Source organism: Streptomyces sp. NPDC058620, from assembly GCF_042717135.1.
In the GTDB taxonomy this organism is placed as follows: domain Bacteria; phylum Actinomycetota; class Actinomycetes; order Streptomycetales; family Streptomycetaceae; genus Streptomyces.
In genome coordinates this window covers 1-12,819 of record NZ_JBHXQO010000100.1, presented here as the reverse complement: position 1 = coordinate 12,819, position 12,819 = coordinate 1, and the positions used below count along the sequence as shown (strand labels likewise).

The window sequence follows — 12,819 nt, the reverse complement described above, 5'->3', positions numbered from 1 at the left end:
CTACCTCGCCGGCCTCCACCTCCGAGCCTCCATGATCTGGATCGACGACCTGCTCAAGACCACCGCGTGATCACGACATCACACAGGCCCTAGCGAGCCTCTGGTGATGCGGGCTGCCCGCGAGAAGCTCCAGGAAGGCGAGCGCCGATTCATCGCTGCGGCCCGCTGCAAGAAGGTCACATGGGCGCGCCTGGCCGATGCTCTCGAACTACGCAGCCGCCAAGCAGTCGAGCGCCGCTACCTCCAACTGTGGAGCGACCTCGACGGACGTGCTGGATCCCGCTCACGCAGCAGACCCGAATCGACTACGCCCGCGACCGGCGAAGTCGCCAGGCCGAACGAGAGCGGGCAGTCCAGCACGGGGATGAGATCCGACACCTGGCCCAGCGCCTGCTGCGCGTGCCGAACCTGCGGGAGTGGGCTTGACCGCTCCATCCAGGCGCAGCGCGCGCATGCCACCGCAGTACGCGGTGCTGAGCAGGCCGGCATGCCTCTGCCGGTGGCGCCTGAACCAATGACGTGGCCAGGCCGGCTACGGGAGCTCTTCGACGCCGACGCTGCACTGCTGGTCACTCCCGCAGAACACAGCGCCTCCGACCTCGCCCCAGGCCGGCTGAAAGCCACGCGCGTCGCCAACCTCGTTGATCACTCGGGAGCCCTGGAGAACGCTTCCAGCCCCGCAAGTATCGACCTCACCGACCAGGAAGACCTGGGCCCAGCTATCGCCAAGCTGTTCAGATCACGTCCCGGCTCCAGTCCCGCGCGCACATCCTTGTCAGAGGGCGACGAGCGCTCCGACCCGTATCCAGCCCCGTCCGTCTGCTGCCGCGTCGGTGGCGACCAGCGCGTAGCTGTACTCGTTATATGACGCGCCCTCGCAGGTCGATGCGCCGACGATGTCACCGGCGTACTTGGTCTTGACGACGACACTGTTCGGATTCGGATTCTCGTACACCCCAGCGGTCGGCCACACGACCTTGTACTGGCATCCGGCCTGGGCTGAGGCGCCAGCAGTCGGGCCGGTGGCGAGCACGCAGGCAAAGCCGAGCGCGGTGGCCACAACGGTAGTAGTGCGACGGGTCATGCGCATGATTGGTGGCGCTCCTCATCAGGAGTCGACGATATGTCAGGCACATGATGACAGGCCCTGCGGCGCGCGACCGCCCGCAGGCGGGCCGGATAGGCCCCTACACACCGTGTGTGCGGACCCGGCCAACTAAGAAGTCTCTTTACTGGGCGATTCTGCGGTGGTAGATGATGGTTGCGGCGATGGCAGTGAAGGCCGGGAAGTGTTCTGGTTTTCACTCGTATCGGCTGTGGAGACTCGCATGACCACACCGGCGGAGCGTCTGTTCCTTCGACAGGTGTTCGACCTTCAACCGGCTCAACATGCCCTCGAACAAGGGTAGTTCACCATCATGGTCGAACCATGAGGAACGGTGGGTGAGCCTTGGATGGACCCGGCCCCAGGTCTGCGTTTCGACCCTGCGGTCCGCAGCTGAGGTTCTCAAACACTCACTCAATTTAATCTTCATCTTCCGGCCTCGAACGGTGTCTCGTGCTGAGTCGCTCACCTGGGGACGCCGGATGCGGGGGCGGCCCTCGTCTGATCGTGTGCTCCGACCAAGGTGCACGTGACCACGACGAAGGCCGTAGGGGTGAGTCTGGTGGTGGGCTCGGCTTCTTTGGCCGCACGGTGTTCGGCGACGGTGGACGGTGAGGGCCCCGGCGGCGCGGTCTTGTCGGATCAGGAGTCCGCCCAACTCCTGGCGGGCTTTGATGGTGCTCACGGTGTGCAATTGGTCGATGGCTTCGTCGGTGTGGCCGGCCAAACGGGCCATCTACGGCGCTCAGCCACAGGTGAGCAGCCGGGCGCGTGAGTCGGGGCTGCGTGCGATGTGGGTGGGTGTGTGGGCACGGCACCACCCGGGCAGCGGCGAGGGGCCAGCCCGTCTTCCCGTTCGGCTGGAGATCAGTGCGTTATCGTGCCGACCGCTCGCAGCGCACCCCCGACGTTCGTTCACTGAACCCCACAGATTTGCTTACCGAACCTCCCCATCCCGCTCCAGTCCAAGCTGCCCAGTGCCCTTGCGAGGGCAGTTTTGGACAGGTCGGAGCTCTGGTGACGTGCCATGCCCAAGCTTCACACTCCTGACGCGGGCTGGTCACGAGCCGACGTTTCCCAGGGAATTGTGCTGGTTCGAGAATGAGACCTGGATCCAGGGGCAGGTACGGACCTGTCGCTCTATGTGCACAATGACTCGTCCGCTGATCACACTTTCGCTGGTCTGAACCCGAGCGACATGAAACGTACTTCTACGATTGCGAATCTTTACTTGTCAGCACATCTGATACGCCTGGTGACCCCCTCACCGTGTGCGACACCCGCTACCCCCCACGCCGTTCCCGCCCGGCGAATGAGGACGCACCTCCGCCCTGCGCTCTCTGGGGGCCGGACGTGACATCCGCCCCGCTGACAGGCCGGGAGATCTCCCTGGTACGTACGAGCCTGACGGTGGTCGCACCGCAGGCCACGGAGATGACCGTCTACTTCTATGCCATCCTCTTCGCCCGGTATCCCGAAGTACGGGGGTTGTTCCCAGACAACATGGACGTCCAGCGTGACCGGTTGCTGCGCGGACTGCTGCGCATCATCGATCTCGTCGATGACGTCGACAACCTTGTGCAGTTCTGCTCCCGGTTGGGTCGGGACCACCGTAAGTTCGGAGCCCTGGAAGCCCACTACCCAGCAGTCGGCGAATGCCTGGTGGCCTCCCTGTCCCGCTACGCGGGAACCGCGTGGAACCCCGAGGTCGCCGCCGCCTGGACCCGCGCTTACACCATCGCCGCCCAGGTGATGATCGCGGCCGCGGCCGAGGACACCCGCGTGCGCCCGGCTTCCTGGGATGCACAGATCATCCGCCACGAATACCGCGGCCATGGCATCGCCGAGATCACGGTGCAGCCCGACCTGCCCTACGAATACGTCGCCGGGCAGTACGTGAGCATGGAAACCCCCTGGTACCCCCGTACCTGGCGGCACTATTCCCCCGCCCACCCGCCTCGCACCGACCACACGCTCACATTCCATGTCCGGGCTGTACACCATGGCCAGGTCAGCAACGCGCTGGTTCACCACGCCGCTCCAGGGCACAGGGTGCGGCTCGGACCGCCGCAGGGTGAGATGACCCTTGCCGCGGCGGGTGACCGCGACCTGTTGCTGGTGGCCGGCGGGACCGGCCTCGCGCCGATCCGCGCCCTACTCGAGGAAGCCGGCGCCTCTGGGATGGCCCGCTATGTGGACCTGTTCGTCGGGGCCCGCACCGCCCAAGAGCTGTACGGCCTCGACGACATGCTGCGCTTGTCCCAACGTCACCATTGGCTATCCGTTCGGGCGGCCGTCTCCCACGAGAACATTCCCGGCCAACAAGGAACACTCCCGCAGGTCCTGCGCGAGTTCGGCCCCTGGGACCGACACGAAGCCTTCCTGTGCGGTCCGCCCGACATGGTCACCACGGCCGTACGCACCCTTTTGCGCCAGGGGACCCCCCGGGCTCAAATCCACCACGATCCGCTCGACACACCCGTTCTCACCGCCCCCCTCACACCGCCCCGACCCGGTCAGGAGATCGACCAGCCGTGACCCGCCACGACGTCACCCCCTCTCGGGGAGAGCGCCTGCTGCAGACCTACCAGGGCACCAGCGAACGCGCCGACGCCTTCTACGACCAGCAGGTCCACCCGTACCTCACCGCGGCTATGCGTGATTTCATTCACCGCCAGTCAATGGTCTTCCTCTCCACCGCCGACGCCCGCGGTCACTGCGACGCCACCTTCCGGGCCGGCCCTCCCGGATTCGTCACCGTGCTGGACGACCGCACCCTGGCCTACCCCGAATACCGCGGAAACGGCGTTCTGGCCAGCGCCGGCAACATCACAGAGAACCCGCACATCGGTCTGCTCTTCATGGACTTCACCCACGACCACATCGGACTGCACGTCAACGGCTCCGCCCAGCTCCTCAGCGACCAGGAGCTGCGTACAGCCCACCCCTGGATACCTGTCGACACCGCCCCCGGGCGGCACCCCGCACTGTGGACTCTCATCACCCTCCACGAGGCCTACGTGCACTGCTCCAAACACATCCCTCACCTCGAGCCCGCCCCCCGCCCCGTGGGACTGGCGCGCACCCGCCCCAAGGACCCCGACTACTTCACCGAACCAGCGCCGGCGTCGGTGGCATCCGGCCCGAGGCCGGACCTGGCACCCACAGGGGCAAACGTCTCCGACGCGGCGTATGACAATGGGGTCGCACATCCCTCGGCCGGCTCACGCGACCGCTGAGACGTCGCCGACTACCAGCGGCAGGGAGTGCAGCCTGCACCAGCAGCAAGAGCCGCTGCGGACGGGTGAGCTGGAGCCGCGGCACAGCGGGTGTGGTGGGTATGGCCGGACTCTGCCGTTGACCTGCTGGGAAGCCACTGTGATGCCCGTATATCCGTCTCTGCCCCGCGCTTTGGCCGAGGCTTTGGTCGGTGTCCTGTGGTTCATCGAGGCCAGCGAAGACGAGCAGATGGATCCGGACGATGCCGTGAAGGTGATGGAGGGCGTCGCCCAACTGTTCAGCCAGATGTCGGGTGATCAGCGGCAGGAGTTGATCGATTTGCTCAGGGCGTGACCGAAGCGGAGTCCGACCTGGCCCGGTGGGAGAGCTCCTGGAAGGATTCGGGCTCGTCGAGGAGGCCGTGAGAGTCCGACGATGACGGCGTCCAGGTTGCGTTCGAGGTGCCGGGCGAACGATTGGAGGCCGGGCAGGTCGGCGGTGTCGTACGACATCCCGTGAGTTCCCCTGAGTCCCGCTGGGTCTCCGTGCCCGTGGCCAGGGTGGTTCTTCCTCCTTCGAGTGCCCTGTCGCCAGGTGACGTAAATTCGGGATTCTTGAAGCGTTCTCGCCTCGTCCGACAGATCCGCAGTCGGGGCGAAGGCGAAGAGGCTCGGGTTGGCCGCGCTGGCAGTCGTACGGGACCTTCGTGAGCACCAAGCTCCCGCGTCGCAGGAGGAGCTGGAGCGGTTCGAGACCGATGCGCTGTACGGATTCGTGCTCGCTGGGGCTTCAGCAGGGCTGGCGGACGGCACCATCCGCGGAGACGTCGGTCATCTGGACCAGGGCAGGACCTGGTTCGGCTGTCCACTGTGGGACATGGAGCCGGCTGACGCTGACGCGTACTACGGGAAGGTGCTGCGGGGTTCTTGAGGCGGCACCCGGTTGTGCCGGTCGCAGGCACTGACCACCTATTCCAGCCGGTTCGCGGCCCGTTCCATCCCGGCGACCCAGGCATCTCCAATCCGGGTCTGCTGTACGTAGTTCCTGGCGGGAGGAGCGAACTTGCGGCAGGTCGCCAGTTCGCCGCCCAGCCGGTGAACAGTGTTCCGGCCTCTGGCTCTGACGGCGGGATCCGTAGCTGGGCGTCCTTGGCCCCGCACGGCCTGTTCATCTCGTCCATCGGGCACTCGACGACCCGGCCGGTCATCTGGCGGAGCTCGACCTTGTGCCCGCAGCTCCAGGAACATGAACGCCGAACAGCGGAACTGCCCAAAAGTCCCTGCCAGGGCCTGACCCTCTACCAGGCACTGACCCTCCTCCAACACCTGTTGGCCACCTGGTCCGGAACCTGCGCCCTGCCAACTTCCACCCCACGCCAGACCTACAACACCACCTACCAAAGACCCACTGCCTAGTCACTCAGCCGCCAACGTGGATGCCGGGGCGGCGGTCGGGGTCCGGTTCGTGTTTGCGGATGATCTCGCGGGTGACGGGTGCGGTGTCGCCGCGGCCGAGCAGAAAGTAACGGAACATGTGCATGAGGGGGCTTCCCTCGGCCCAGGCGAAGTAGCAGTGCGGCTGAACACCGGTGTTGTCGCGCAGGGCGAGCAGGATGGTGGCGATGGCGTTCGGCGCGGCCGGGGCCTCGGCGCGCAGGATTCGATAGCCGTCGACTTCGACGCCGCGGACGGTGAGGGTTTCGCTGAAGTCGGAGGGGTCGACGACGTCGATTTCCAGGAACAGGACGTCGGCGGGGCCGGGTACCGGGTTGGTGCCGCGCTGTTCGCGCTCCTTGTCGGTGTACTCCTCCAGGTCGCCGGCCTGGCGGCGGTTGGCGATGATGTTGATGGCGTTGTCGTGGGTGAGGGTGTCGGTGATGAACCGGCGGGCGGCGGGGTCGAAGACGATGCGGTCGGCGCGCAGTTCGGTGGTGCGTGAAACGCGGGAGATCAGTGACACGGCGATGATGCCGGCGATGAACATGCTGGAGATGGTGATGCCGTCGGGCTTGTCGACGATGTTGTACACCAAGGCGTAGAGCAGGATCACGGTGAGCAGAGCGAAGCCTGTGGCGGTCGCGCGGCGGCGGCGTACGGCCGAGACTGTGACGGCGAATGCGCCGGAGACCATCATGGCCAGGATGCCGGTGGCGTAGGCACCGGCCTGGGCGTCGACGTCGGCGTCGAACGCGATGGTGATGACGATGCAGAGGGCGGTGTAGACGAGCACGACGGGGCGTACCGCGCGTCCCCATTCGGGGGCCATGCCGTAGTCGGGCAGGTACCGCGGGACGATGTTGACCAGCCCTGCCATGGCGGATGCGCCCGCGAACCACAGGATCAGAATGGTGCTGATGTCGTAGACGGTGCCGAACGCCTCACCGACGTGCTCGTGGGCCACCCACGCCAGGGCCCGACCGTTAGCCGCGCCGCCAGGCTCGAACTCCTTCTCGGGAATGAGTACGGTGGTGACGAAGCTCGCGGCAAGTAGGTAGACGCTCATGATCAGCGCGGCGGTGGTCAGGAGCCTGCGGGTGTTACGGATACGGGAGCGCAGCCGCTGCCCGGCATCGGCGCCGTCGGCGGCCACGAGCGGCATCATGCTGACGCCGGTTTCAAAGCCGGACAGGCCCAGCACGAGCAGCGGAAACGCCAGCAGCGCCGGCCGCATCAGATCACCCAGACCGCCTCCCTCGTCGCCGAGCGCGTCCGTCCACGCTGACCACGCCCCCGGCGTGGTGAACACATCCGCCAGACCGACAGCGATGACCACCGCGTTGAGTACAAGGAAGACCGCGACCAGCGGGATGGCCACACTGACCGCTTCACTGAACCCGAGCAGGAACACCCCTCCGAGCACCAGCAGCAACGCCACCGTGAGGGCGACCTCGTGACCATGCAGGGCCTGGGGGAAGAAGGGATTTTCCACCACGTGCACGGAAGCGTCCGCCGTGGACAGGGTGATCGTGATGATCCATGACGTGGCCACGAAACCGAGCAGAACCAGCACGAACAACTTCCCCCGCCAGAACGGGAGCAGGTCCTCCAGCATCGCAACCGACCCGGCTCCATGTGGGCTCTCCTTGGCCACCCGCCGGTACATCGGCAGCATCCCCAGCAGGGTCAGCGCCACGATCAGGAGCGTCGCCAGGGGCGAGACCGCCCCGGCGGCGAGTGCCGCGATCGCCGGTACGTAGGCCAGGCTGGAGAAGTAGTCGACGCCGGTCAGGCACATCACCTTCCACCAGGCGTGCGGCTCGGCATGTCCCTCACCGGCCGCCGGCCCGACCGGCTGCACCTGGTGGCGCAGCAGCCACCGCGCCACGCGGCCGGTCGGCTGTGCTCGCAGAGCGGGACTGTCCACCACTTCCGGCACAGCCAGTTCGTTCGGGTCTTCCATTTCCCCCATCAACCTTTCTTTCGCCCCAGCGCACAGGGCCCGGCGGTCACCACGTTCACTAACCGTAACGATCACCGAGTATGCGGTCGACCGACCTCATCACCTCCGCCGAGGCGGCCGGAGTTGCCAAAGCGTCCGTCACCAATGTCCTTGGTACCCATACCGGACGTCCGGGCCTCTGTCACGCCACCGGGCTGAACGGCGCTCTCAAGCCCGACGGGTTCTGTTGGGACGATGCGGACGACAGGTCGAACTACGCGGATGCCAGGGGTGGCTGGATGCTGCAGGGCTTCGCCGGTTCGCATGCCGCCACCGCCGACGGGCTGTATGCGGGCCGCTCCCTGACGGTCACCTCCTGGCACCACGGCACGTATGTCAAGGACCGCACTCCGCCAACCGTCGAGGACTACGCGAGGGTCTCGATCGCGGAGTCGGCCGGTGGCCAGGTCAAGTACGGGCACATAGCGCTCGTGGAGCCGGTCAACGGCAACTTCAAGCCGCTCGAGTACACCTCGCACTCGGACGGCGTCGCCTGGTACGGCAACAGGCTCTTCGTCGCCAACGGCGCGGAACTGCAGGTCTTCGACCTGACGCGCATGTGGCGCATGAACGACACCACGAGCGCTCTCACCCGTCTGGCCGCGGGCAAGACGTCCGCTCGCTTCCACCTCTGGGCGATGCCGCTCGTCGCCCGCTACAGCACCGTCAGTACCGCGGCGGTCGACAACATCTCCACGGCGTACGTCAACAACAACCCACGCGCCTGCGGTCCGTCCGTCAACAGCGAACTGTGCCTGAGCAGCCTGAGCATCGACCGTTCCGGCGCGACGCCGGCCCTGGTCTCGGTGGAGAACAGGAACGGCGCGGGCGCCCGCATCGTCCGCTGGCCGCTCTCGGCCCTCGGCACCGGCACTCCCGCCACGGTGGCCTCGGAGACCACGGGCTACACCTCTCCCGTGTGGGGCATCCAGGGCACGGCCACGGACGGCACCAGCGACTACATGAGCGGTACCTGCCCGACGTACTGGCCTGGTGGCACCGAGCTCCACTCCTGCATCCACGTAGCCAAGCCGGGCGAGGCGCCGCACGTCCTCACCCAGTCGCCGCAGCTGACCCAGGGCCTCTCCTGGGACCCCCTCGCCAAGCGGCTCTGGGGCGCCAACGAGGCCCTGGTTGACTCCAGCGGACCGCGCCGGGTGGTGTTCAACGTCGAGCCCGACGCCGGCAAGCCCGTCGACGGCTGGAGCTGGCTCACCAACTTCCACCAGGTGGGCTCCGTCTGCGCGACGCCGCAGGGCAACGGCACCGCCAACGGCACCCCGATCACCGTGTGGTCCTGCACGGGATCGGACACCCAGCGGTGGAAGTACGAGAACGGCCTGATCGTCCACAAGGCGAGCGGCAAGTGCATCACCCCCGAGGCCAACGGTGCGAACACCAACGGCGCACTGCTGACCCTGTGGACGTGTAACCCCTCGAGCGACGTCCAGAGGTTCTCCCCGTCGGCGGACGGCAGCGCCGTCAACGCCTACGGCAAAGCCATCACGCCGAAGGGCAACTCGTTGGGCAACGGCGTCTGGCTGACCCTGTGGACCCAGGGCAGCCCCACTCCTGACGTCCAGGACTGGGTGGTGAAGGGCTTCTAGTACTCCAGTCGTGCTTCTTCATTTGTCCTGGTCACAGGGTCTTTTTGGAGTCTAGTGGGCTGACGCTCCATCAGGTGGGCGGAGGTTCGTGACTTACCCGATCGGGGTGCGTTGAACCAGTCATGGAGATGCAGAGTGATGTCGAAGTAGGGCTGTGGGAAGCTGAGTTGCAGTCGTTGCTGCTGCGGGTTGGCGAGCGGTTCGGCCGGGTCGAGCCGCGGCGTCGGATGCGGGACTATGTGCGCGGCCTGCTGGGTCCCGTCGGCCGCAAGAACAGCTGGCAAATAGCCGAGCACGCGGGCCACGACACCCCGTACGGGTTGCAGCGGCTGCTGTCATGGTGCCAGTGGGATCCGGACGAGATCCGCGACGATCTGCAGGACTACGTGGCCGAGCGGCTCGGGCGGCCGGACGGTGTGCTGATCGTCGACGACACCGGGTTCCTGAAGAAAGGCACCGTTTCCGCCGGGGTGCAACGGCAGTACTCCGGCACTGCCGGCCGCACCGAGAATTGCCAGATCGGGGTGTTCGCCGCCTACGCTTCTGCCAAGGGTCGGGCCCTGGTGGATCGTGAGCTCTACCTGCCCAGGTCATGGACCGAGGGCCCCGATCGCTGCCGCGCGGCCCGGATTCCCGAGGGCAAGCCCTTCGCGACCAAGCCGGAACTTGCACGCGCCATGGTCCAGCGGGCGCTGGACTCCGCCCTGCCGATCGCCTGGGTCACCGCGGATGCGGCTGACGGGCAGGAGCAGCACTTCCGCCGAATGCTGGAAGAGACCGGGGTGGGCTACGTCCTGGCGGTGCCCAAGTCGCTGCAGGTCAAGTCGCCGACCGGAAGTTGGCGCATCGACCACGTCCTGACCGGAGCTCCGGCCGATGCCTGGGAGCGGATTTCCTGCGGGGAGGGTGCAAAGGGGCCGCGGGTTTATGACTGGGCCGCGGCCAAGCTGCCCTCCGTCGACGGCGCGGAGTCCACCCACTACCGCTGGGTGCTGGCCCGCCGCAGCCTGGCGCGTCCCGAGGAGATCGCCTACTACCTGGCCTTCGCGCCAGTCGGCGCGACCATCGCCGAGCTTATTCGGGTGGCCGGCGCACGGTGGGCTATCGAGGAGTGCTTCCAGGCCGCGAAGAACGAGTGCGGCCTGGACCAGTACGAAGTCCGTCGCTACGTCGGCTGGTACCGCCACATCACCTTGGCGATGCTCGCGCACGCCTTCCTGGCCGCGATGACAGCCCACGCCCTCGAAAAGGGGGCCGCAGAAACGGTTCGAGCAGCCTCGTTCCCCTCACCCTGGCAGAAATCCGACGGCTCCTGGACCTTGCCCATCCCCCCGCAGTCCGGCACCGGTCACCCACCCGTCGGCTCTACTGGTCCCACTGGCGCCGACGTCACCAGGCCATCGCCCGCCACTGCCACTACCAGCGCCGCACGCACCCCGACCGGGTGAGTCACGAACCTCCGCCCACCTGATGGAGCGTCAGCCCACTAGACTCCAAAAAGACCCTGTGACCAGGACAAATGAAGAAGCACGACTGGAGTACTAAGAAGTCATCTCAATTGGCTCGGTACGCTGTTGTCCATGCTGGGGATTGTTGAGCGGCTGGTCCCGGAGGAGCTGTGGGAGCTGTTTCAGCGGGTGGTGCCGGAGGCGCCGTCGCGGCATCAGGGTGGCGGTCGGCGCCGTCACGGTGACCGTGGGGTGTTGGCCGCGATCGTGTTCGTGGCGACGTCGGGATGCATCGGTGAACATGCGGGCTCTGAAAGAGGGGGCCTGACCGGTCCGAATCCTGTTGACCGGGGCAAGTACGGGTCGAAGATCCATCTGATCACCGAGCGGACCGGATCCCGCTCGTGAAGGCATACCGCCGATCCGGTCCGGACCGTCGAACGCACCATGACCTGGCTCGCCGGCTGCCGCCGACGGGCCGCCTGCTGCACAAGAAACTCCCCCGCGTGGCACCGTCCTTGAAACACCGGGCCCGGCGACGACGGCCCCGATGCCGGGACAACCGCGCCGGTGAGGCCCCGGACGACGACCGATGACCCGGCCGGTGCCGCTCGGCCGTCGCTCGCCGAGTGCGCGCATCAAACCCCCGGCCCGGGGCACTCGGGAGGGGTGGCCGCGTATCAGGCCCACACCATGGGGAGGACATCGTGACGCCGTCCAGCACACAAGGGCGCGGCCAGGCCGTGAAGTCCGCGGCCCGTTCCGCCCAGAACGAGACGCTGACTGCCGCGGGGCGGGCGGGCTTTGTCGCACGGGGCGTGGTGTACGTCCTGATCGGCGCCCTTGCCCTTCGAGTTGCCCTCGGCAGCGGCGGCGAGTCGGCTGACCGGCAGGGCGCGCTGGCCCAAGTCGCGGAGCAGCCGTTCGGGAGAGTGATGCTGTGGGCGCTGGTGGTCGGCTTCGCGTCTATGGCGCTGTGGCGAGGTACCCGCGCCGTGCTCACCCGGGGACCCCGGCGCAAGGTGGGTTCACGAGTCCTCGATGGTGGGCGGGCGGTCTTCTACGCCTTCGTCTGCTGGACCACGGCGGTGTATGCCGCCGGTGGCGGCCAGGGCTCCAGCGGCAACGAGCAGTCGCGGGACGGGACGGCATCTGCGCTCAAACTGTCTTACGGCCAGGTACTGGTGGGGGCTGCGGGCTGCCTCCTGATCGGCATCGGCGGGGTACTCGCCGTCCGGGCGGCCCTGAGGCGCTTCCTGAAGCAGTTGGACACCGCCACCATGAGCCGTCGTACGAAGCAGGTCGTCACCGCTCTGGGCGTGGCTGGAGGCGTGGCGCGTGGTGTGGTGTTCGCCGCGGCCGGGATCTTCATCCTGGTGGCAGCCGTCCGCTTCGACCCGGCCGAGGCCAAGGGCGTGGACGCGACGCTCCGGAGCTTCACACAGACACCGGCGGGACCGTGGCTCCTGTTCGCCGTCGCGATCGGGTTGATCCTCTTCGGCGTCTTCTCCTTCGCCTCGGCCCGCTGGCGCCGCCTGTAACACGGTGACCCAAACCGGATCCGCCGGCTCCTCCCGTAGGCTCGCCCTTGAGCCGGGCCGTCACCACGCACTGGTCAACACACAGCGGCGAACCGTCCCGCCCCCGCCACCGACCGCATGTGAGCGGCGGTTCGTCATCTATCACCATGCGTCAGTGGGCCGGGGGTCGAGGGCGTGAGCGCGATACCGAGCGTACGAGCAGGTACAGCACGGCGGCGATGAGGAGCAGCACGCCGGTGGAGAGCAGATACAGCATGCCGTCGACAACGGAGCCACGGCCGCGACTCCCTCTTCCCCACGAACAGACCAACGAGCAACCAGGCTGACAGCCACACCATCACAGACTCCTGTTAGAAGCTTTTAGCGCGCTAGGGCCTGTGTGATGTCGTGATCACGCGGTGGTCTTGAGCAGGTCGTCGATCCAGATCATGGAGGCTCGGAGGTGGAGGCCGGCGAGGTAG

Annotated in this window: 8 protein-coding genes and 3 pseudogenes; 8 read left to right on the top strand and 3 right to left on the bottom strand. The window is 67.0% G+C overall.

What is annotated here, in order from left to right; genetic code table 11:
- Positions 1-775 precede the first annotated feature (775 nt).
- A complete protein-coding gene (locus ACFWSK_RS36550; RefSeq protein WP_383796160.1) occupies positions 776-1,090 on the bottom strand; it encodes a glycosyltransferase in 315 nt (104 codons plus the stop codon).
- Positions 1,091-1,229: 139 nt separating this feature from the next.
- A pseudogene (locus tag ACFWSK_RS36545) lies at positions 1,230-1,334 on the bottom strand (IS5/IS1182 family transposase); the annotation flags it as partial.
- Positions 1,335-2,539: 1,205 nt separating this feature from the next.
- On the opposite strand from ACFWSK_RS36545, the gene ACFWSK_RS36540 reads away from it, so the two are divergent.
- The 4 genes from ACFWSK_RS36540 (at position 2,540) to ACFWSK_RS36525 (ending at position 5,254) form a co-directional block, all read left to right on the top strand.
- Entirely contained in the window at positions 2,540-3,643 is a 1,104-nt protein-coding gene (locus ACFWSK_RS36540) for a globin domain-containing protein (protein WP_383796156.1), read from the top strand.
- Complete coding sequence (locus ACFWSK_RS36535; protein ID WP_383796153.1) at positions 3,640-4,344, top strand: pyridoxamine 5'-phosphate oxidase family protein; 705 nt, start codon at positions 3,640-3,642, stop codon at positions 4,342-4,344. The genes ACFWSK_RS36540 and ACFWSK_RS36535 overlap by 4 nt, the downstream gene beginning before the upstream one ends.
- 139 nt (positions 4,345-4,483) lie before the next feature.
- Positions 4,484-4,678 carry a hypothetical protein gene (locus tag ACFWSK_RS36530; RefSeq protein ID WP_383796150.1) on the top strand — a complete coding sequence of 65 codons (195 nt, stop codon included), beginning with the start codon at positions 4,484-4,486 and terminating at the stop codon, positions 4,676-4,678.
- A gap of 321 nt (positions 4,679-4,999) precedes the next feature.
- Positions 5,000-5,254 (top strand): hypothetical protein, encoded by a 255-nt coding sequence (locus tag ACFWSK_RS36525; RefSeq protein WP_383796147.1) that lies wholly within the window; start codon positions 5,000-5,002, stop codon positions 5,252-5,254.
- Positions 5,255-5,743: 489 nt separating this feature from the next.
- On the opposite strand, the gene ACFWSK_RS36520 is transcribed toward ACFWSK_RS36525, so the two are convergent.
- On the bottom strand, positions 5,744-7,723 hold the full coding sequence (locus tag ACFWSK_RS36520) for an amino acid transporter (RefSeq protein WP_383796144.1): 1,980 nt from the start codon (positions 7,721-7,723) through the stop codon (positions 5,744-5,746).
- 80 nt (positions 7,724-7,803) lie between these two features.
- Here ACFWSK_RS36520 and ACFWSK_RS36515 point away from each other — a divergent pair, with 80 nt between their 5' ends.
- From ACFWSK_RS36515 to ACFWSK_RS36500, 4 genes and pseudogenes are all read left to right on the top strand, one after another.
- Positions 7,804-9,369, top strand: a complete 1,566-nt coding sequence (locus ACFWSK_RS36515) for an RICIN domain-containing protein (RefSeq protein ID WP_383796140.1) — start codon at positions 7,804-7,806, stop codon at positions 9,367-9,369.
- A 128-nt stretch (positions 9,370-9,497) separates the two neighbouring features.
- A pseudogene (locus tag ACFWSK_RS36510) lies at positions 9,498-10,637 on the top strand (IS701 family transposase); the annotation flags it as partial.
- Between the two features lie 312 nt (positions 10,638-10,949).
- A pseudogene (locus ACFWSK_RS36505) lies at positions 10,950-11,213 on the top strand (IS5/IS1182 family transposase); the annotation flags it as partial.
- 311 nt (positions 11,214-11,524) lie between these two features.
- Positions 11,525-12,358 carry a DUF1206 domain-containing protein gene (locus ACFWSK_RS36500; protein ID WP_383796137.1) on the top strand — a complete coding sequence of 278 codons (834 nt, stop codon included), beginning with the start codon at positions 11,525-11,527 and terminating at the stop codon, positions 12,356-12,358.
- Positions 12,359-12,819: the final 461 nt, after the last annotated feature.

Bases quoted from the DNA above. Each gene is read 5' to 3' on its own strand.
- ACFWSK_RS36550 (WP_383796160.1), bottom strand. From the start codon at position 1,090: ATGCGCATGACCCGTCGCACTACTACCGTTGTGGCCACCGCGCTCGGC.
- ACFWSK_RS36540 (WP_383796156.1), top strand. From the start codon at position 2,540: ATGACCGTCTACTTCTATGCCATCCTCTTCGCCCGGTATCCCGAAGTA.
- ACFWSK_RS36520 (WP_383796144.1), bottom strand. From the start codon at position 7,723: ATGGAAGACCCGAACGAACTGGCTGTGCCGGAAGTGGTGGACAGTCCC.
- ACFWSK_RS36515 (WP_383796140.1), top strand. From the start codon at position 7,804: ATGCGGTCGACCGACCTCATCACCTCCGCCGAGGCGGCCGGAGTTGCC.